The sequence below is a fragment of the Streptomyces sp. NPDC017246 genome (genome assembly GCF_044331325.1).
Classification (GTDB): domain Bacteria; phylum Actinomycetota; class Actinomycetes; order Streptomycetales; family Streptomycetaceae; genus Streptomyces.
The window spans coordinates 70,838-89,496 of record NZ_JBIRMW010000020.1 but is presented as its reverse complement, the minus strand read 5'-3'; the positions used below and the strand labels follow the sequence as shown (position 1 = coordinate 89,496).

The following is an 18,659-nucleotide window of genomic DNA, read 5'->3' as shown; positions in this document are numbered from 1 at the left end:
GCTCGCTAGTCGCTGCGACCCACCCGGTACGTTCGCGAGTCGGGGTGGTGCCCCGGCCGTGAGTCGGTGTGGTGCCCCGGCGGGCTCGCGAGCCCCTGGGGCCACCCGGCACCGGCCCCAGGGCCACGTCTGGGGCCACCCTGCACCGGCCCCAGGGCCACGTCTGGGGCCACCCTGCACCGGCCCCAGGGCCACGCCCCGGCGCCGCGCGGTGCGCCGCCTACCGGGCCGCGGACGTGACGCCGCCCGCCGGGCCGCCGGGCATGCCCCTCGGTGGCTCGTCCGTCATCAGGCCCGTACGCAGACCGCCCAGGATGCGGCTCAGGAGACGGGAGACGTGCATCTGCGAGAGGCCGAGCCGCTCGCCGATCTCCGCCTGCGTCAGCTCGTCGCCGAAGCGCAGCGACAGGATCGTCCGTTCGCGTCCGGACAGGGCGGCGACGAGCGGCTTGAGAGCTTCCAGGTTCTCGATCTTCTCGAAGGCGTCGTCGTCGGTCCCCAGACAGCGCGCGAGCATGCCCGGACCGCCGTCCTCGTCGTCCGTGGGGACGTCGAGCGAGCGGCTGGTGAATGCGTTCGCCGCGATCCGGCCCTCGCGCAGTTCCGCCTCGGTGATGTGGAGGTGATCGCTCAGCTCCGAGGACGTCGGCGGGCGGCCCAAGTCCTGTTCGAGGGCGTCGTTCGCCTTCGCCAGGTCGAGGCGCAGCTCCTGCAGCCGGCGCGGCACGTGCACGCTCCAGCCGGTGTCGCGCAGATGCCGCCGTATCTCACCGAGCACGGTGGGCAGGGCGAAGGACATGAACTCGTTCCCGCGCTCCGGGTCGAACCTGTTGATCGCCTTGATCAGGCCGACGGTGCCGACCTGGACGATGTCCTCCCAGGACTCCCCGGAACGGCGGAACCGGGTCGCCGCGTACTTGACGAGGCTGAGGTTGAGCTCGACCAGGGTGTTGCGTACGTACGAGTACGAGGCCGTGCCCTCCTCCAGCGACCGCAGCCGCTCGAACAGGGGCGCCGAGAGCGTGCGGGCGTCCGCGGTGCTCACCGCCAGGGGGTTCTCGATCTCCGGGAGGCCGGCCGGTCGCTCGGGCTCCCGGCGGACGGTCCCGGTGTCACGGGCGGTGCGGGGGCGGTTCGACATGAAGGCTCCTCGGGGGAGATCCCTCTGACCTCGTACCCGCTGCCGAGGTCCACGACCCGCGTGGGCGTCGACGGGGGAGAGGAATGGGGCGAATGTGGATGCTTCGTCGGGGCAGGGGCCTGTGGAGCGAAGAGAGACAACGGGTGGGACGAGCGCAGACAGGGCGGGAGGAACAGTGACCCCAGGGCACAGCACGCTGGAGAAGTACTCGATCCTGGTCCCGCGCGACGCGTCCGAGGCGCGCGCCCGAGTGGCGGAGGCGCTGGAGGCGGCCGGGTCGGGGCCGACGGGTCCGCCGTCCGGCACCGCCTTCGGAGATGCGCTGCTCGTGACGTCCGAGCTCGTGACCAACGCGCTGCGACACGGCGGCGGCCTCACCGGATTCGGTGTGGCGGTCGACCGGGGCATGGTGACGATCACCGTCGCGGACGCGAGCGGAGAGTTGCCGCACGCCGGGAACGCACGGGCGAGGCAGCACGCCGACGGCCTGGCGGAGGGCGGCTTCGGCTGGCCCCTGATCAGGCTCCTCGCGCGGGAGATCAGGGTGTGTCTGCCGCCGGAGGGCGGCAAGACCATCGAGGTCCGGATGCCGCTTCACTGACCTGGCCCCGTCGTCGTGAACCGCATGCGCCCCAGCTGCTCCGGCCGGGTCCGTCCCGTCCGCTCCGCCCGGCTCGGTCCCGTCTCCGGTGCTCCGAGGAGTTCTCCGGTGCCGGTGAGCTGGAGCAGTCGCGCCATCCGGGCACTCACGGGGCCCAGCGCCAGCCGGTGGAGCCCGCCGGCGAGGCGCCGGTGCCGGGCGGCCAGGACGGCGCGCAGGCCGGCGCAGTCGCAGAAGGTGACGCCGGACAGGTCGAGCGTGACACCCGCCGGGTGCGCGTGGAGCGCGAGCAGGAGGGTCCGCTGCAGCCGGGAGGCGGTGCCGCTGTCGATCTCGCCGCGGACGACGACGGTGCCGCCCGGTGTGACCTCGACGGTCAGCCGCGTGTCCGGGGCGGCCGTGGGCGACTGCGGGCCGAGGCCGGCGGTGTGCGCCCCGACGTCGATGGACTGGTCCGAAAGGGGATACATGGTGGCCTCCCGTGGGCCGGCCAAACCTTCTCTTTCCGTCCCTATAGTCCTCTTTCGACTCATAGCACGTCAAGAATCACATGATATCGATTTCAGGTCTTGAGACTCATGAGGAAACCGTCACATAATGGGTCCATGGGTGACAGCTCAGGCGATCGCCAGTCGTGGACCTTCCTGACGAATCACGCCCGAGTGCTGGTCGTGATCGCACGAGATCCTGATGTGCGCCTGCGGGACGTCGCCGCCGCGTGCGGTGTGACCGAGCGGACCGTGCAGGCGATCGTGGCCGATCTGGAGGCCGCCGGCTATCTCACGCACGCGCGCGAAGGGCGGCGCAACCGCTACCACCTCGCCTCCGGCATGCGGTTCCGGCACCCCCTGGAAGGCGACTACGAGATCACCGGCCTGCTCGACCTCCTCCGCGCCTCACCCGGCGACGGCGGCTCCGCGCACCGCGCCTCACCCGGCGACGGCGGCTCCGCGCACCGCGCCTCGCCCGGCGACGGCGGCTCCGCGCACCGCGCCGCGGCGAACGACGGCGGCTCCGCCCACCGCGCCGCGGCGAACGACGGCGTGGACGCGGTGTGACCCCCCCCGGCGGGGAACCGTGTCACCCGTCGAGGAACTCCGCGCACCGATAGGGCCCCAGTACCGGGCCCTCGGGCCGGCGCAGGGTGACCTCGACGTCGTCGGCCCGGACCTTCGGGTCGAGTACGGACTGGGCGCGGGCCAGGGTGCACACCAGCTGCCCCGTGCCCTGATCGCGGCCGGTCGCCGCGTACGGATCCTCCAAGTGCACCGTGACCCGGACGCCCCGTCCCGTCACCGTGTAGCCGCCGAGTTCCACGAGGTTGGTGAGGCCGTCACGCTGCTCCGCGGGCGGTGGGCCGCCGGCGAGCAGCTTCACCACCGTGTTCAGGTTCTCGACCTTCCTGTCGAGCACGGGCACACCCCGCAGTCCGCTGCCGGACGCGAAGTACAGCCGGACCCCGCGCGTCAGCCCGGTGGCCGGCTCGCCCGCGCCTATCACCCCGGTCGGCTGCACACCGCACCCCACCAGCGCGATCCCGAGGACGGAGACCAGCACTCCCACCCGTACCCTCACCGTGCTTCCTCTCCCGAACGCCGAAGGGGCAGCCGCACCGTGAACACCGCGCCGCCCTCCGCTCCTGCCGCCACCTCGATGGTGCCGCCGTGCAGCCGCGCGTTCTCCAGCGCGATCGCCGTACCGAGGCCGCTGCCCTGCCCCTCGGTGTCGGCGGCACTCCGCGTGCGTGCCGCGTCCGCCTTGTAGAAGCGGTCGAAGACCCGTTCCCGGGCCTCCGGCGGCAGCCCGGGACCGTGGTCGGCGACCTCCACCGTCACCCACTCCCCGTCCGCCGCGACAGCCGTACCGAGGGTCACGACGACCGGCGGGGCTCCGTGCCGCAGCGCGTTGCCCACCAGGTTCGCGACGATCACATCGACACGACGCCGGTCGACCACCGCCCGTACGCCCTCGTCGAGCCGGGTCTCCACCCGGTCCGTCCAGCCGCGCAGCGCCAGGGACGCCCGGACCGCGTCGGCGAGGTCCGTCTCCGCGGCGTTCAGCCGGATCGCGTTCGCGTCGAAGCGGGAGATCTCCATCAGGTCCTCGACGAGCCGGGAGAGCCGCGCCGTCTCCGCGCCCACCGTGCGGGCCGCCCGTGCCGCGTCGGGCGGCAGCTGGTCGGCGTCCTCCTCCAGGACCGTGGCGACCATCGTCATCGCCGCGAGCGGTGTGCGCAGTTCGTGCGACACGTCCGCCACGAAGCGCCGCGCCTTCGCCTCCTGCTCGCGCAGGCGCGCGTCGGAGGCCTGCAGGGCGTCCGCCGTCTCGTTGAACGTCCGTGCCAGATCGGCGAGTTCGTCGTGTCCCCGGACCGCGACCCGACTGCCGAGATCACCGGCCGCGAGCCCACGGGTGGCCCGCCCCAGCTTCCGTACGGGACGCAGGACCGTCCCGGCCGCGAGCAGCGCCAGGACGGCGGCCAGGACCACCACCGGCAGGATGCCCGCCCGTACGGAGTCCAACAGGGCCGCCGTGTCGTCGCGTTCCGCCCGCAGATCGGTGATCACGAAGACCTCGAGACCGGAGGAGCGACGGTCCCCGTCCGCGTACGCCACCGGCATGCCGACCACCAGATACGGCTCGCCCCGCCACATCACCCGCTGGAACCGGGCCCCGTCCCCGGCGCGCACGGCGGTCCGCAGTTCGACGGTGATCCGCTGCTCCGTGTCGGCGAGCGAGTCGGAGACCGCCACCAGATCCTGGTGGCGGGCGACCACGATCCTGGGGCCGAGGCCGTCCGAGACCTTCGCCGCGAAGCGGGAGAGCGAGCGCTGGTCGGGCGGCAGGTCGAAGTCGGCGGCGACCGCGGTGACCCGCGTCCGTACGTCGTTCACGGCGGCGTCCTGGGTGCGCCGGAGGACGGCGGTGCGCGCGTCCCGGTAGGCGAGCGCGGTCGCGGTCACCGCGCTGATGAGCGCGACGACGACGAACGTGACGACGAGCCGGGTCCGCAGCCCGCCGACCAGCCGCCGGGGACGGCGCTTCGGGCCGCCGCCCCACCGGGCCCTGCCGTTCCGGGCGGTGCGCGACGCCTCCCCGTCACCCGCCTCCCCGTCACCCGTCCCCTCGCGCCCGGCACCCCGCTCGCGGCTCACAGCGGCCCGAAGCGGTAGCCGAAGCCCCGAACCGTCTGGACGTACCGCGGCCTCGCCGGCACGTCCTCCAGCTTCGCCCGCAGCCGGCCGACCGCCGCGTCCACCAGCCGCGAGTCCCCCAGGAAGGTGTGGTCCCAGACCGATTCGAGGAGCTGCTCGCGGCTGAAGACGCGGCCGGGGGAGGCGGAGAGTTCGAGCAGCAGCCGCAGTTCGGTGGGCGGCAGCGGGATCGGGACGCCGTGCTTGGTGACGGTGAGACCGGACCGGTCGATCACCAGCCCCGCGAGGTCCGCGCCGGCCGGCCGCGGCTGCGCGGACGGCTCCGCGCGCCGCAGCGCCGCCCGGATGCGGGCCTCCAGGACGGGCGCGGTCACCGGCTTGACCACGTAGTCGTCGGCGCCCACCTCCAGCCCCGTCACGATGTCGTGGTCGTCACCGCGGGCCGTCAGCATGACGACCGGCAGCACGGTCGTCCGGGCGCGGATGCGGCGGCACACCTCGAAGCCGTCCATCCCCGGCAGCATCAGGTCGAGGACGGCCAGCTCGACCCTCCCGCCGTCCGGGCCGTCGAGCAGCGCGAGCGCCTCCTCGCCGGTGGCCGCCGTGTCGACGTCGTACCCGTGCCGGCGCAGCACGAGCTCCATTCCGTCCCGTACGGACGCGTCGTCCTCGATGAGCAGTACATGCGGCATGCGGTCGATTATGGGTGCCGCGCGGGCCGGCGAGAGACCCCGAGGGTGGGCCGATGCGCAGGTCGGGGGCATTGTTACGTTCTCATCATGTGGCCATGGAGTCGTCATCACGTGGTCCGCCGAGGGTGGTCGTCATGAGCACGAAGACAACCTCCCGTGTCCCCGCCCGGCTGCGCCTTACCGCGCTCGCCGTGCTCCCCGTCCTCGCCCTCTCCGTGGCGTGCGGCGGCGGTGACGACAGCGCCGCCGACGCGCGGAAGAACGACGACATCGCCTCGGTGCCCGACACCACCACGGCCTCGCCGGCCGCGCGGGGCGACAGCACCCCGAGCACCCGCCCCGCCGGGAAGAGCGCCTTCTACGACGCCCAGTTGGCCTACGTCCGGTGCATGCGCGTCAAGGGCGGCTACAAGGACTACCCCGACCCCAAACTCAGCGGCCACCTCGACTGGGGGAAGATCGAGGAGATCTCCTCGCGGCCCGGCCAGATGGAGGCCGCCAAGGGCGGCAGGAACGGCGTCTGTGTCGCCGAACTCCAGAAGGCCATGCAGGCCGAACCCAAGAGGGACCAGCAGAAGGACTACGAGTCGATGCTCGCGCACGCCACGTGCATGCGCGACAACGGCGTCTCCCGGTTCACCAACCCCACGATGAGCGGCGGCAACGCCCAGCCCGGCGGCGACCCGAACCCGGCGTCCCCGACCATCGACAGCGACTCCCCGGCGTACAAGCAGGCCCGCGAGGCCTGCGGGACGAAGCTGCTCGACGGTCTGGACGGCATGCAGTGAGGCGCCGCACCGCCTTCCGCGCCCTCGGCGCGGTCACCGTCGCCGCAGCCGTCGCCGGGGGAGTCGTCCTGCTCGGCGACGGCGGGGACTTCGGCGTCCTCGGCGACGGCCGGAGCACCAGCGGATCGGGCAGGGGCGGCGACCTGCCGCCCGCCACCGCGACCGTCGTACGCACCGACCTCGTCCAGTCCAAGACCGTCGACGGCAGACTCGACTTCGCTCAGCGCCGCCCCGTCAGGTCCGCCGTCGAGGGCACGGTCACGGTGGCCGCCGTCGAGGGGAGGACCCTGACCCGTGGGCAGTCGATGTACGAACGGAACGACAAGCCCGTCACCCTGCTCTACGGGCCGGTCCCGATGTTCCGCGAGCTGAGGACGGGCGACCGCGGCAGCGACGTGCTCCAACTGGAGCGGAACCTCAGGGACCTGGGGTACGGGGCGGGGCTGTACGTCGACCCGAGGTACGACAAGGACACCGAGACCGCCGTCAAGCGGTGGCAGAAGTCCCTGAACCGCGAACCCACCGGCAGGGTCGGCAGAGGAGACGTCGTCTTCCAGCCCGGCGAGGTGAAGGTGGTGTCCGTCGACGCCGCGCTCGCCGACCAGGTCGGCCCGGACGAACCCGTCCTGACGATCGCCTCCACCAGGCCCGTCGTCCGGGCACGCCTGGACCAGACCGACGGCGCCCTCACGGCGGCGGGCACCAGGGTCGAGGTCACCCTGCCCAGCGGGAAGCCCGTGACCGGGCGGGTCCACGGAACCGTACGCCCCGAGGAGAGCGGCTCGGGGGACGGCGCCGGCGCCCAGGAGGGCATCGTCGTCGAGGTCGTCCTCGACGGCGGTGCGAGCGCCGCGTCCGGCGAGGACGCCAAGGCCGCGGCCAGCGTGAAGTTCGTCAGCGAGGCCCGCAGGGGAGTCCTCGCGGTCCCCGTCGAGGCGGTCCTCGCCCTGCGCGGCGAGAACGGCGGTTACGGCCTCCAGATCGTCCGGGGCACCACCACGACGACGATACGGGTGGAGACGGGCATGACCGCCGACGGACGGATCGAGGTCAGCGGCCCGGACGTGCGCGAGGGTTTGAAGGTCGGAGTGGCGGCGTCATGAACCCGGACCCCGTCACCCCCTCGGCCTCCGGCATCGCCCCGACGCCCGCCACGACCCGGACCCCCGTCGTCGAACTGCGGGACGCCGCCAAGTCGTACCCCGGCGGGGTCCACGCCCTGCGCGGGGTGAACCTCACCGTCGACGAGGGCGAACTGCTCGCCGTCGTCGGGCCCTCCGGCTCCGGCAAGTCCACGATGCTCCACGTCATGGGCACCCTCGACAAGCCCACCGCCGGCACCGTCCGGATCGCCGGCCACGACGTCTCCGCCCTCTCCGACGCCCGGCTCTCCGCACTGCGCGCCCGGCACATCGGCTTCGTGTTCCAGCACTTCCACCTGGCGGCGGGGCGCGACGCCGTCGACAACGTCGCCGACGGACTGCTGTACGCGGGCGTGCCACCGCGCGAACGCCGCGCGCGGGCGAGAGAGGCACTCGCCCGGGTACGCCTCGACCACCGCGGCTCCCACACGCCCGACGAACTGTCCGGCGGCGAGAAGCAGCGCGTGGCCATCGCCCGCGCCCTGGTGGGGGAGCCCACGCTGCTGCTCGCGGACGAACCGACCGGGGCGCTCGACACCGCCTCCGGCGAGATCGTGATGGAGCTGGTGCACGAGCTGAACGCCGCCGGCACCACCATCTGCGTCATCACCCACGACAACGGGATCGCCGGCTCACTGCCGAGACGGGTGCGGTTCAAGGACGGCGAGATCGTCGCGGACGAACGCGGGGCTCTCCCCGGGCAAGGAGTCTCGCCGTGAAAGACACCCTCAAGCCCTCCCGGCTCTCCGCCGGCGACATCCTCCGGGTCGGCGCCGTCGGTCTCCGCGCGCGACGCGCGCGGGTCGTGCTCTCCGCGCTCGGCATCGCCATCGGCATCGCGACCATGGTCGCGGTCGTCGGCCTGTCCGAGTCCAGCCGAGCGGACCTGATGGCCCGGCTCGACCGCCTCGGCACCAACCTCCTCACCGCCGAGGCGGGCAAGGACGCCCTGGGCGCGGAGGTCAAACTCCCCAGGAACGCGGTCGCGATGGTCGAGCGCATCGGCCCCGTCCAGCACGCCACCGGCACCGGGGACGTCGACGCCCGCATCCGCCGCAGCGACCTGGTCCCCGAGGAGCGCACGGCAGGCGTCACCACGCAGGCGGTCCGTACCGACCTCCTGGCCGCGCTCGGCGGTGAGGTCGACGAGGGCGTCTGGCTGGACCCGGCCGGTGAACGGCTGCCTGTCACGGTCCTCGGCGCGGTGGCCGCCGACCGCCTGGGCATCACCCGCACCGGAGAGACGATCATGATGAACGACATCCGCGTGGTCGTCGTCGGCATCCTGAAGCCGCTCGAACTCGTCCCGAACCTGGACCGCGTGGCGATGGTCGGATTCCCCGCCGCCGAACGCCACTTCGGCTTCGACGGCCACCCGACCACCGTCTTCGAGCGCTCCACCGACGCCTCGGTGGAGGACGTACGGGCGATCCTGGCCCGCACGATCAGCCCCGGCGGCGAGGCGGGCGTCAAGGTCTCACGGCCATCGGACGCGCTGGCCGCCAAGGCGGCCACCGACAAGGGCCTGACGACCCTGATGCTGGGCCTGGGCGCGGTGGCCCTGCTGGTCGGAGGTGTCGGCGTCGCCAACACCATGGTCATCTCCGTCCTGGAGCGCCGTCAGGAGATCGGCCTGCGCCGCTCCCTCGGCGCGACCCGCAACGCCGTCCGGCTGCAGTTCCTGACCGAGTCGCTGCTGTTGTCGGCGCTCGGCGGGGCGACGGGCGCCCTGCTGGGCGCGGCGGCGACGTACGGCTTCGCACGGGTCCAGGGCTGGACGGCGGTGGTCCCGCCCTGGTCCCTGGCGGGCGGCCTGGCGGCCACGCTCGTGATCGGTGTGAGCGCCGGCCTCTACCCGGCGATCCGCGCCTCCCGCCTCCACCCGACGGTGGCGCTCAACGCGACGTGACCACCGGGGTGCCGCCGGGCGGGAGGAACTTCGCCGCCTTCTCGGCGAGCACGGCGGTGAAGAACTCCGCGGCGTCGTCGGGGCGCATCCGGGAGAGGGCGACCATGCCGGTGACCACGGCGTCGACCACCTCCTCCTGCACCTGCTCCCAGCTGTGGCTGCGGCCCTTGCGCGGATTCGCCGCCCGGACACCGATGACGGCCTGCGCGGCCTCACCGACCTCCTCGGAGAGCTTGAGGACCTGGAGCGTCCACTGCTCCTCCGGCGCCAGCCCCCGCTCTGTGTCGAACTCCGCGAAGCGCGCGGCGAGCGAACGGATGGTGTCCCACGGGTCGTTGTCCGTCACGAGGTCTCCTCGGGTGTGCCGCCGCGCGGTGGGCCGCCGCGGTCGCGGCGGCCCCGTCACACGGACGGTAGCCGCCCGCCGGGAGGGACGGAGACCGGTCAGGTCGGCGTCACCCGCCGCGGCGGATCCTCGCGGCCTGCCGGGCCTCGGCCGTCTTACGTGCCTCGGCGGCCCGCCGGGACTCGTTCTTGGCGCGGCCGGGGCGACCGGGGACGGTGCCCATGCCCCGGAAGGCCGCGCCACCGCGCTTGACGCCCTCCTGGCTCTTCGCGGCGCCGTCGACGGGAACGCCCGAGGGGGTCCGGGCGCCGGTGATACGGCTCAGCACGGCCTCGCCCGAACGGACCTGGGTGATCTGGGGGCGGATGCCCGCGTCCGCCATGAGGCGGGCCACGTCACGCCGTTCCTCCGAGGTGACGAGGGTGACGACGAGGCCGGACTCGCCGGCGCGCGCGGTGCGCCCGCCGCGGTGCAGGTAGTCCTTGGCGTCGGCGGGCGGGTCGACGTTGACGACGAGGTCGAGCTCGTCGACGTGGATGCCGCGGGCCGCCACGTTGGTGGCCACGAGCACCGGGACCTCGCCGGTCCTGAAGCGGTCCAGGGTGCGGGTCCGCAGCGGCTGCGACTTGCCGCCGTGCAGCGCCGCGGCGCGGACGCCACTGCCCAGGAGGTGCTTGGTGAAGCGGTCGACGGACGCCTTCGTGGACAGGAACATGATGACCCGTCCTTCACGGGCGGCGATCTCCGTGGCGGTGGCGAACTTGTCGGCGCCGTGCACCTGGAGCACGTGGTGGTCCATGGTGGAGACGGTGGCGGACGACGGGTCGACGGAGTGGACGACCGGGTCCTCGAGATACCGCTCGACCAGCAGGTCGACGTTGCGGTCGAGTGTGGCCGAGAACAGCATGCGCTGACCCTCGCCGCCCACCCGGTCGAGCAGCTCGGTGACCTGGGGCATGAAGCCGAGGTCGGCCATCTGGTCGGCCTCGTCGAGGACGGTGACGCCGACCCGCTCCAGACGGCAGTCCTTGCGCTCCACGAGGTCCATGAGGCGACCGGGTGTGGCGATCAGGACCTCGACCCCGTCGCGCAGGGCCGTGACCTGTCGGCCGATCGACATGCCGCCGACGACGGCCGTCAGGCGCAGTCCCAGTGCCTCGGCGAAGGGGGCGAGCGCGTCCGTGACCTGCTGGGCCAGTTCGCGCGTGGGGACGAGGATCAGCGCGAGCGGCTTGCGTGCCTCGGCGCGTCGTCCCGCGGTGCGGACGAGCAGGGGCAGGCCGAAGGCGAGGGTCTTGCCGGATCCGGTGCGCCCGCGCCCGAGGACGTCACGGCCCGCGAGGGCGTCGGGGAGGGTCGCGGACTGGATCGGGAACGGCTCGTCGACGCCGAGGCGGGTGAGCACGTCGAGGACCTCGGCCGGGAGCTCGAGCTCGGCGAAGGTGGCGGCCGGGGGCAGGGCCGGGGTGCCGGCCGTGGGCGCCGAGAGCTCGTTCGCCGCGGGGCCGCGCCGTGCCCTGTCGCGGCGGGGGGCGCTGTTCGTGTGGTTCGTACTGTTCATGGGGACCTTCCTCGAAACGGTGCGCTTCGAGGAATTCGCGGCGGGCCGCGGCCCAATGAATTACAGGAACGTACCGAACGCCATATGCGTGCGGATCCGGCCATGCCGAGAGTGAAACGCGGCATCCGGTCCGTAAATAAGCCCGGAAAGGCTTGAATAGGTCTGGAAAATGCAACGAGCCGGGGCCCTCACCACATGGGTGAGGACCCCAGCTGCGTCGGACGTATCAACGTCAGGCGGGGAGGATGTTCTCCGCCTGGGGGCCCTTCTGGCCCTGCGTGACGTCGAAGGTCACCTTCTGGCCTTCCTGGAGCTCACGGAAGCCAGAGGTGGCGATGTTGGAGTAGTGGGCGAAGACGTCCGGGCCGCCACCCTCCTGCTCGATGAAGCCGAAGCCCTTTTCAGCGTTGAACCACTTCACGGTGCCGTTAGCCATGTCAAATCTCCTTCGGGGCGTAGCCCTGGAATCCGCACTGTGCAGACCCCGGAGTCGCCGTGATGATTGCCCCGTTCGGAAAACTGCACCGAAAACACAGAAAGTGCCTGACGATGTCGAATCGTCAAAGGCACTTGTAAGTTTCTTTGGGAACCACGACTGCAACTGATGTTGACTGTACCACGTCCCCTGCGGGCGTGCACGTAATTGTCGAATTAGGTGCGTCGCGTGGCGCCGCCCACATTTCCGGCCGGGCCCCGGCGCCGGTCCTCGCCCCGTGGGCCGTCAGGACGAACGTGACCGTGATGAGCAGCGCCCAGGCGCCGAACTTGGCGAGGGACACCGGCTGCCAGCCGTCCAGCTGGTCCGGGTAGCTCCAGGCGCCGACGTACGTGGCCGCGTTCTCCGCGACCCAGAGGAAGAACCCGATCAGAACGAACGACAGGGCGAGCGGCATCCGGTACGTGCGCTCGCCCACCCGGAACCGCACCCAGGCCCCCGCCGTCGCGGCGAGGAGCAGTGCCCCCAGGGCCCAGCGCGCGTCGGGCAGCCAGTGATGGCTGAAGAAGTTCACGTACACGGCGCCGGCCAGGACGGCCGTCACGCGCGGCCGGTAGCCCGTGAGCCGCAGGTCGAGGAGACGCCAGGCCCGGCAGACGTAACTGCCGAGGGCCGCGTAGAGGAACCCGCCGTACAGCGGCACCCCGCCGACCTTCGTCAGCGCCTCCTCCGGATAACTCCACGACCCCATCCGCACCTTGACCAACTCGAAGAGCAGGCCGACGGCGTGGCAGCCGACGATCACCGCCACGTCCCGTCCGCTGTCCCACCCGACCCTCCAGGACAGGACGGTGAGCCCGATCCCGTAGAGCAACAGCAGGTCGTATCGGGCGATCGGCAGTTCGGGCGGCAGGGTCGAGACGGCGATGCCGCCGACGAGGGCGACGGCGAAGGCGCAGCAGCGCGCCTCGAGCACCGCGAACCGCAGGAGCTGGCGTATCCCGTGCGTGAACGTCGTCATGCGGGGAGGGACGCCGGACCCGTCGTGATCGGTTCGCCGGCGCGGTGGACGGGGACGCGGGACCAGGTGGCGGAACGGCGGGGGGGGGGGGCCCCCGGGGGGGGGGGGGGGGGGCCGGGGGGGGGGGGGGGGGGGCGGGCGGGGGGGGGGGCGGGGGGCCCGGGGGGGGGGCCGGGGGGGCCCCCCCCCCCGGGGGGGGGGGGGCGCCCCCCCGCCGTGCTGTCGAGCGGGGGAGATCAGACCGCCGGGGCCGGGAAGGTCGGGTACTCCACGCCGGAGACGTGCTGGACGACCCGGATGACCTGGCACGAGTAGCCGAACTCGTTGTCGTACCACAGGTAGAGGATCGCGTTGTCGCCGTCGACCTTGGTCGCGCCGGCGTCCACGATCGACGCGTGACGCGAACCGACGAAGTCCATCGAGACGGCGTCGGGGGCCGTGGTGAAGTCGATCTGACGCTTCAGCGGCGAGTGCAGCGAGACGTCGCGGAGGTACTCGAGGACCTCGTCGCGGGTGGTCTCACGGCCCAGGCGCAGGCTCAGGATCGCGATCGAGACGTCCGGGACGGGGACGCGGATCGAGCTGCCCGTGATCGGGGCCTTCAGCTCCGGCAGCGCCTTGGCGACGGCCGAGGCGGCACCGGTCTCGGTGATCACCATGTTGAGCGGCGCGGAACGGCCGCGGCGGTCGGCCTTGTGGTAGTTGTCCAGGAGGTTCTGGTCGTTCGTGAACGAGTGGACCGTCTCCACGTGACCGCGCAGCACGCCGTACTCGTCGTCCATCGCCTTCAGCGGCGGGACGATCGCGTTGGTGGTGCAGGAGGCGCAGGACAGGATCTGCTCGTCCGGCTTGATCGTGTCGTGGTTGACGCCGTGCACGATGTTCGGCACGTCACCCTTGCCGGGCGCGGTCAGGACGACCTTGTCGATGCCGGGGCGCAGGTGCTTCGACAGGCCCTCGCGGTCGCGCCACTTGCCGGTGTTGTCGATGAGGATGGCGTTGTCGATGCCGTACGCCGTGTAGTCGACCTCGGAGGGGTCGTTGGCGTAGATCACCTTGATGGTGTTGCCGTTGGCGACGATGGTGCTGTTCGCCTCGTCGACGGTGATCGTGCCCTGGAACTGGCCGTGGATCGAGTCGCGACGGAGCAGCGAGGCGCGCTTCACCAGGTCCTGCTCGCCACCGCCGCGGACGACGATCGCGCGCAGGCGCAGACCGTTGCCCGAGCCGGCCTTCTCGATGAGGAGGCGGGCGACGAGGCGGCCGATGCGGCCGAAGCCGTAGAGGACGACGTCACGGCCGTCACGGCGCTCGATCTTGTTCTCGCCCGTGGCCCCGGCGACGGCCTCGGCGGTGAACGCCTCCACCGTGAGACCGCGGTTGTCGGTCTTGTACTCGGCGGCCAGCATGCCGATGTCGATCTGGGACGGGCCGAGATCGAGGGTGGTGAGCGTCTGGAGGAAGGGAAGCGTCTCGGTGACCGACAGTTCCTCGCCGGCGATCTGGCGGGCGAACCGGTGGGTCTTGAGGATGCTGACCACCGACTTGTTCACCAGGGAGCGGCTGTGGACCAGGACGGTGATGTCCTGCTCCCGGTGCAGCTTCCCGATGATCGGGATCATCGACTCCGCGATCTCCTCGCGGTTCTTCCAGCTGGTGAACGAGTCGTCATTGACAGTCACAAGTTTATCTTTCGAGCTAGGCGGCGCTCATATGGTAACCCGAGGCATGTTCGATCAATCAAGGGGTGCCGAACGTACGATGGAGCCGTCGGGATCCGCCTCCGGTCAGGCGGGCCGACCTACCTTGATGCGGGGGCATGGTGGTCACGTTCGGGCTGCTCGGATCGCTGGTCGTCCACGACGGGACGGAGCTTCGTCCCGTGACCGGGCCCAAGGTCCGCGTCCTCCTCGCCGCACTCCTGCTCCAGGCCAACCGCGCCGTCTCCAGGGACACCCTCAAAGAGGCCCTCTGGGGCGAGTCCGTGCCCGCCAGCGCCGACGCGGCCCTCGCCAACCACCTCACCCGGCTGCGCCGGGTCCTCACCACCCCGGACCACGGGCCCGAGGAGCGGCTGCGCACCGTCGCCCCCGGCTACCAGCTGCTCGTCCACGAGGGGGAGCTCGACGCCGACGTCTTCGAGGCCCGGGTCCGGGCCGTCCGCCACGCGCACCGGCGCGAGGACTGGGAGGAGGTCCGGCGCGAGACCGCCCTCGCCATGCTGCTGTGGCGGGGCACACCCCTCGCCGATCTGGCCCCCTTCGCCGACGCGGAGGGACCCGCGCTCCGGGTCCACCAGCTCGTGGAAGCCCGCCTCCAGGCCCTCGAATGGAGCTTCGACGCCGAACTCCACCTCGGACGGCACCACGAAGCCGTCGCCCCCCTCGGCACCCTGGCGGCGGAGCACCCCCTGCGGGAGGGCTTCCACCGGCGCCTGATGCTCGCCCTGCACCGGTCGGGCCGCCAGGCCGAGGCCTTCTCCGTCTACCGGCGGCTGCGCCGCAGCCTCGTCGACGAGCTCGGCACGGAACCGGGCGCCGCCGTCCAGCGGGCCCACCAGGAGGTCCTCGCGGGCGAGGCCGCGCCCCGTCCACGCGCCCACGCACGCCCCGCCTCCCCGCGGCCGCCCTTCCAGCTGCCCTGCGAAGGGGACGCCTTCACCGGCCGAGGGGCCGAGATCGCGGCCCTGCGGGCGTTGCTCGGGGCGGCGGGGGACGGGCAGGGTGCGGAGGATGCCCCGGGCGCCGGCCCGGCGGGCGCCGCCGCGGACCGGGGCGTCGACGGCACCGCCACGGCGGCCACCGGCGGCCGGGACACCGACGCCGACGGCCCCGCGAAGCCGCCCGCCTCCATCCGGCCCGTCGTCATCTCCGGCATGGGCGGGGTCGGCAAGACCGCCCTCGCCGTCCACGTCGCCCACCGCGTGCGCGAGACCTTCCCGGACGGCGTCCTCTACGCCGACCTGCGCGGCTACTGCGTCCACGGCGCCCGCACGGCCGACGAGCTGCTCGCCCGATTCCTCTCGGACCTCGGCGTGCACCACGACACCCTCCCCGAGGACACCGACGACCGCGCCCTCCTCCTGCGCGCCGCGCTCGCCGAGCGACGCGTCCTGCTGGTCCTCGACAACGCGCGCAACGCCGCCCACGTGGCCCCCCTGCTCCCGGCCGGCGGGCCGAGCGCCGCCCTGATCACCAGCAGGCAGCTCCTCGCGGACCTGCCCGGCGCCGTCAAGGTCCCGCTCGCCCCGCTGCCCGAGCCCGAGCAGCACGCGCTCCTCGCCACACTCGCCGGCGCCGACCGCGTACGCCACGAGCCGGAGGCACTGGCCGACATCATGGCCGCCTGCGGGGGCCTGCCCCTCGCCCTGCACATCGTCGGCGGCCGGCTGGCCTCCCGCCCCTCCTGGCCGCTCGCGCTGATGGCGAAACGACTCACCCCCCACCAGGGCCGCCTCGAAACCCTCGCCATGGGCACGTTCGACGTCCAGCGGACCTTCGCCATGAGCTACGTGGCCATGCGGGAGAGCGCCCAGCCCCTGGAGCGCGAGGCCGCGCGGGCCTTCCGGCTGCTCGGCCGGGTCTGGTCCGGCCACCAGGTCACCCCGCAGTCCACCGCCGCGCTCCTCGACGTCACGGAGGTCCGCGCCGCGGCCGTCCTCGACGTACTGGCCGACGCCCACCTCGTACTCAACCCCGAACCCGAGCGGTACGTGCTCCACGACCTCCTCGGCGAATACGCCTGGCAGCGGGGCGAGGAGGAGGACACGAGGACCGAGCGCGACACCGCCACCCTCCGGCTGCTCTCCTGGTACGTCACGGCGCTCGCGGCCGCGTCGCTCGCGGCCACCCGGGAGACACAGTCCCCGCCGCCGCTGGAACGGGAGACCGGGGAACCCCTGTCGCTCCCCGGGTTCGCCGACGACGACGAGGCCATCCGCTGGACCACCAGGGAACTCCCGGCCATCCGGGACGCCCTCACCCGCGCCGGGGAGCTGGGCCGCTCCGACATGGCGTGGCGGCTCGCCGTGGGGCTCTTCGGATACGCGGGAACACACTGGTGGACGGCCGAGTGGGACGCCTGTCTCGGGCAGGCGATGGACATCGCCCGCGCCCACGACGACACCCTCGGCCAGGCCTGGCTGCACCGGCGGACGGCCGTCGCCCACGGCATGGCCTTCCGCAACGAGGCCTGCCTCGAACACCTCCGCATCGCCCTGGACCTCTTCACGGCACGCGGGGACATGCTGGCCCGGGCCTCGATCCTCGGCAACATGTCGGGCCTCTACTCCCAGATCGAGGACGCCGAGCAGGCGCTCGTGTACGCCGAACTCTCCCGCGACCTGTACCGGGAGGCCGGCAACACCCGGGGTGAGGCGCTCGTGCTCAGCAGGATCGCCGACGCCCGCCAGCTGCTCGGGGACGTCGAGCAGGCGGCCGCGGACTGTCTGCGGGTGATCGAGCTGCTGAGGGCGGACGGCCACTGGGTGTTCCTCGCCACGAGCCTCACCAAGTACGGCGACATCCTCCGCGATCTCGGCCTCCGCGACGAGTCGTTCGCTGCCCTCACGGAGGCGCTCGGCATCCGGCACCGGATGGAGGACGTCGGCGGGACGGCCGACTGCCTGGTCTTCACGGCCCGCGCCCACCACCATTTCGGGGAGTGGGCAGCGGCCCGCGCGACCTGGGAGACCTGCCTGGACCTCGCCCGCGAACACAATCTGACCAAGCGGATCGACGAGAGCCTCGAAGGACTCGCGGCCCTTCCCGATCCCGGCCGGGCGCTGCCCGGCGGATCACGGCCGGACACGGTCTAGACGGACCGCCCGACCGCCAGGCGCTCTTCCAGTGCCGCCCGGCGTTCGGGCCATTCCGAGGAGATGATCGAGAACATCGCGCTGTCCCGGAGGCCGTCGTCCCCGGGGGCCCAGGAGCGCGACCAGTTCCGCAGGACGCCCTCGAAGGTGGCGCCCACGCTCGCGATCGCCGCCCGGGAGCGGGCGTTGCGGGCATCCGTCTTGAGGTCCACCCGGGCCGCGCCCCACTCCTCGAAGGCGTGCCGGAACAGCAGGTACTTCGCCTCCGTGTTCACCCCCGTGCCCTGGGCGGAGGCCGCGAGCCAGGTGTAGCCGATCTCGACCGCGCAGAGACCCTCGCCGGACGGCCACGGCCGCGGGTCCAGGAAGGAGGTGTGGCCGACCACGCGGCCGGTCGCCACGCTCACCTGCGCGTAGGCGGCGAGCACACCGGCGAGCCGCGCCTCGATGTACGCCCCGACCTCCTCCCGCCCCGGCACCACGGTGAACCGGTAGGAGTCCCGGTTCTCCTCCGCGGCCTCCGCCAGCCCGGCCGCATGGTGCTGCCCCAGCGGCTCCAGGCGCACGAGCGCGCCCTCCAGGACCGGTCCTTCAAGCGTGAAACCCATCGTTGCGCACTCCGTACACGTCGAGCTCGTCCAAGATCGTGCGATCGAGGTGCAGGCTCGCAGAGTCGCCGGAGAGCGGCACGCGAATTTCGTCGGGTGCGGCCGTGTGGTCCCCGGAGGAACCGGGACTCAGAACACGCCGTGGGTCGCCTTGGAATGCCCGCATCGCACCCACTGGTCTCCGCCCACACCGCCGTGGTCGGGGAACGTCGTCCGGCAGGGATCGTCGCCACCCGAGCCCCTGTAGCGGCAGCAGCGGATGCGGCAGCTGTCCGGAACAGCTGAATTCGAGCGAGTTCCGCTCCTCGGAGCTCAGTTCCAGCCCCGACTCGTGGATCATCGCCGCGGCCTTGTCCTGCGCCTCGACGAGCAGCGCAGCGGCCTCGGCCACCATCCGCGACTGCGCGTCGGTCCTGTCGTTCCGCTTCGACTCGGACATCTGC

At 72.6% G+C, this 18,659-nt stretch carries 19 protein-coding genes; 7 read left to right on the top strand and 12 right to left on the bottom strand.

Annotation, left to right across the window (positions count from 1 at the left end):
* Positions 1–220 precede the first annotated feature (220 nt).
* Positions 221–1,141 carry a SigB/SigF/SigG family RNA polymerase sigma factor gene (locus ACH4MY_RS33815; protein ID WP_398008049.1) on the bottom strand — a complete coding sequence of 307 codons (921 nt, stop codon included), beginning with the start codon at positions 1,139–1,141 and terminating at the stop codon, positions 221–223.
* Positions 1,142–1,316: 175 nt separating this feature from the next.
* Between ACH4MY_RS33815 and ACH4MY_RS33810 the strand changes: the two genes are divergently transcribed.
* Positions 1,317–1,742 (top strand): ATP-binding protein, encoded by a 426-nt coding sequence (locus ACH4MY_RS33810; protein ID WP_398008048.1) that lies wholly within the window; start codon positions 1,317–1,319, stop codon positions 1,740–1,742.
* Here ACH4MY_RS33810 and ACH4MY_RS33805 read toward each other — a convergent pair.
* A complete protein-coding gene (locus ACH4MY_RS33805; protein ID WP_398008046.1) occupies positions 1,736–2,212 on the bottom strand; it encodes an STAS domain-containing protein in 477 nt (158 codons plus the stop codon). The two genes, ACH4MY_RS33810 and ACH4MY_RS33805, sit on opposite strands and share 7 nt — an antisense overlap.
* A 135-nt stretch (positions 2,213–2,347) precedes the next feature.
* On the opposite strand from ACH4MY_RS33805, the gene ACH4MY_RS33800 reads away from it, so the two are divergent.
* A complete protein-coding gene (locus tag ACH4MY_RS33800) occupies positions 2,348–2,800 on the top strand; it encodes a helix-turn-helix transcriptional regulator (RefSeq protein ID WP_398008044.1) in 453 nt (150 codons plus the stop codon).
* 22 nt (positions 2,801–2,822) lie between these two features.
* Here the strand turns inward: ACH4MY_RS33800 and ACH4MY_RS33795 are convergent, their stop codons facing one another.
* From ACH4MY_RS33795 to ACH4MY_RS33785, 3 genes are read right to left on the bottom strand one after another with little or no spacing between them, the layout of a single operon-like run.
* Positions 2,823–3,317, bottom strand: coding sequence for a hypothetical protein (locus ACH4MY_RS33795; RefSeq protein ID WP_398008042.1), 495 nt, complete (start codon positions 3,315–3,317; stop codon positions 2,823–2,825).
* Positions 3,314–4,897: an ATP-binding protein gene (locus ACH4MY_RS33790; protein WP_398008040.1), complete on the bottom strand. Its 1,584-nt coding sequence runs from the start codon at positions 4,895–4,897 to the stop codon at positions 3,314–3,316. Before ACH4MY_RS33790 ends, ACH4MY_RS33795 begins: the two co-directional genes overlap by 4 nt.
* Positions 4,894–5,589: a response regulator gene (locus ACH4MY_RS33785; RefSeq protein ID WP_398008038.1), complete on the bottom strand. Its 696-nt coding sequence runs from the start codon at positions 5,587–5,589 to the stop codon at positions 4,894–4,896. Before ACH4MY_RS33785 ends, ACH4MY_RS33790 begins: the two co-directional genes overlap by 4 nt.
* Before the next feature lie 134 nt (positions 5,590–5,723).
* Between ACH4MY_RS33785 and ACH4MY_RS33780 the strand changes: the two genes are divergently transcribed.
* The 4 genes from ACH4MY_RS33780 to ACH4MY_RS33765 are packed head-to-tail and all read left to right on the top strand — an operon-like array spanning position 5,724 to position 9,428.
* Positions 5,724–6,377: a hypothetical protein gene (locus tag ACH4MY_RS33780; protein WP_398008036.1), complete on the top strand. Its 654-nt coding sequence runs from the start codon at positions 5,724–5,726 to the stop codon at positions 6,375–6,377.
* The gene (locus ACH4MY_RS33775; protein ID WP_398008034.1) at positions 6,374–7,480 is read left to right on the top strand and encodes a peptidoglycan-binding protein; all 1,107 of its coding nucleotides are present in this window, start codon (positions 6,374–6,376) and stop codon (positions 7,478–7,480) included. The genes ACH4MY_RS33780 and ACH4MY_RS33775 overlap by 4 nt, the downstream gene beginning before the upstream one ends.
* Positions 7,477–8,238: an ABC transporter ATP-binding protein gene (locus ACH4MY_RS33770; protein WP_398008032.1), complete on the top strand. Its 762-nt coding sequence runs from the start codon at positions 7,477–7,479 to the stop codon at positions 8,236–8,238. Before ACH4MY_RS33775 ends, ACH4MY_RS33770 begins: the two co-directional genes overlap by 4 nt.
* Positions 8,235–9,428, top strand: coding sequence for an ABC transporter permease (locus ACH4MY_RS33765; RefSeq protein WP_398008030.1), 1,194 nt, complete (start codon positions 8,235–8,237; stop codon positions 9,426–9,428). Before ACH4MY_RS33770 ends, ACH4MY_RS33765 begins: the two co-directional genes overlap by 4 nt.
* On the opposite strand, the gene ACH4MY_RS33760 is transcribed toward ACH4MY_RS33765, so the two are convergent.
* From ACH4MY_RS33760 to ACH4MY_RS33740, 5 genes are all read right to left on the bottom strand, one after another.
* Positions 9,415–9,774 (bottom strand): MazG-like family protein, encoded by a 360-nt coding sequence (locus ACH4MY_RS33760; RefSeq protein ID WP_398008028.1) that lies wholly within the window; start codon positions 9,772–9,774, stop codon positions 9,415–9,417. The genes ACH4MY_RS33765 and ACH4MY_RS33760 overlap by 14 nt on opposite strands.
* A gap of 109 nt (positions 9,775–9,883) precedes the next feature.
* On the bottom strand, positions 9,884–11,335 hold the full coding sequence (locus tag ACH4MY_RS33755) for a DEAD/DEAH box helicase (protein WP_398008027.1): 1,452 nt from the start codon (positions 11,333–11,335) through the stop codon (positions 9,884–9,886).
* Between the two features lie 232 nt (positions 11,336–11,567).
* Positions 11,568–11,771 carry a cold-shock protein gene (locus tag ACH4MY_RS33750; RefSeq protein ID WP_030218719.1) on the bottom strand — a complete coding sequence of 68 codons (204 nt, stop codon included), beginning with the start codon at positions 11,769–11,771 and terminating at the stop codon, positions 11,568–11,570.
* Positions 11,772–11,895: 124 nt separating this feature from the next.
* On the bottom strand, positions 11,896–12,792 hold the full coding sequence (locus ACH4MY_RS33745; protein ID WP_398008025.1) for a DUF817 domain-containing protein: 897 nt from the start codon (positions 12,790–12,792) through the stop codon (positions 11,896–11,898).
* 236 nt (positions 12,793–13,028) lie between these two features.
* A complete protein-coding gene (locus ACH4MY_RS33740; protein WP_398008023.1) occupies positions 13,029–14,474 on the bottom strand; it encodes a glyceraldehyde-3-phosphate dehydrogenase in 1,446 nt (481 codons plus the stop codon).
* A 137-nt stretch (positions 14,475–14,611) separates the two neighbouring features.
* Here ACH4MY_RS33740 and ACH4MY_RS33735 point away from each other — a divergent pair, with 137 nt between their 5' ends.
* Entirely contained in the window at positions 14,612–17,608 is a 2,997-nt protein-coding gene (locus tag ACH4MY_RS33735) for a BTAD domain-containing putative transcriptional regulator (RefSeq protein WP_398008021.1), read from the top strand.
* Here the strand turns inward: ACH4MY_RS33735 and ACH4MY_RS33730 are convergent.
* Together ACH4MY_RS33730 and ACH4MY_RS33725 are read right to left on the bottom strand one after the other, a co-directional pair.
* Complete coding sequence (locus tag ACH4MY_RS33730) at positions 17,605–18,216, bottom strand: GNAT family N-acetyltransferase (protein WP_398008020.1); 612 nt, start codon at positions 18,214–18,216, stop codon at positions 17,605–17,607. The genes ACH4MY_RS33735 and ACH4MY_RS33730 overlap by 4 nt on opposite strands.
* Entirely contained in the window at positions 18,200–18,655 is a 456-nt protein-coding gene (locus ACH4MY_RS33725; protein ID WP_398008018.1) for a hypothetical protein, read from the bottom strand. The genes ACH4MY_RS33730 and ACH4MY_RS33725 overlap by 17 nt, the downstream gene beginning before the upstream one ends.
* Positions 18,656–18,659 lie beyond the last annotated feature (4 nt).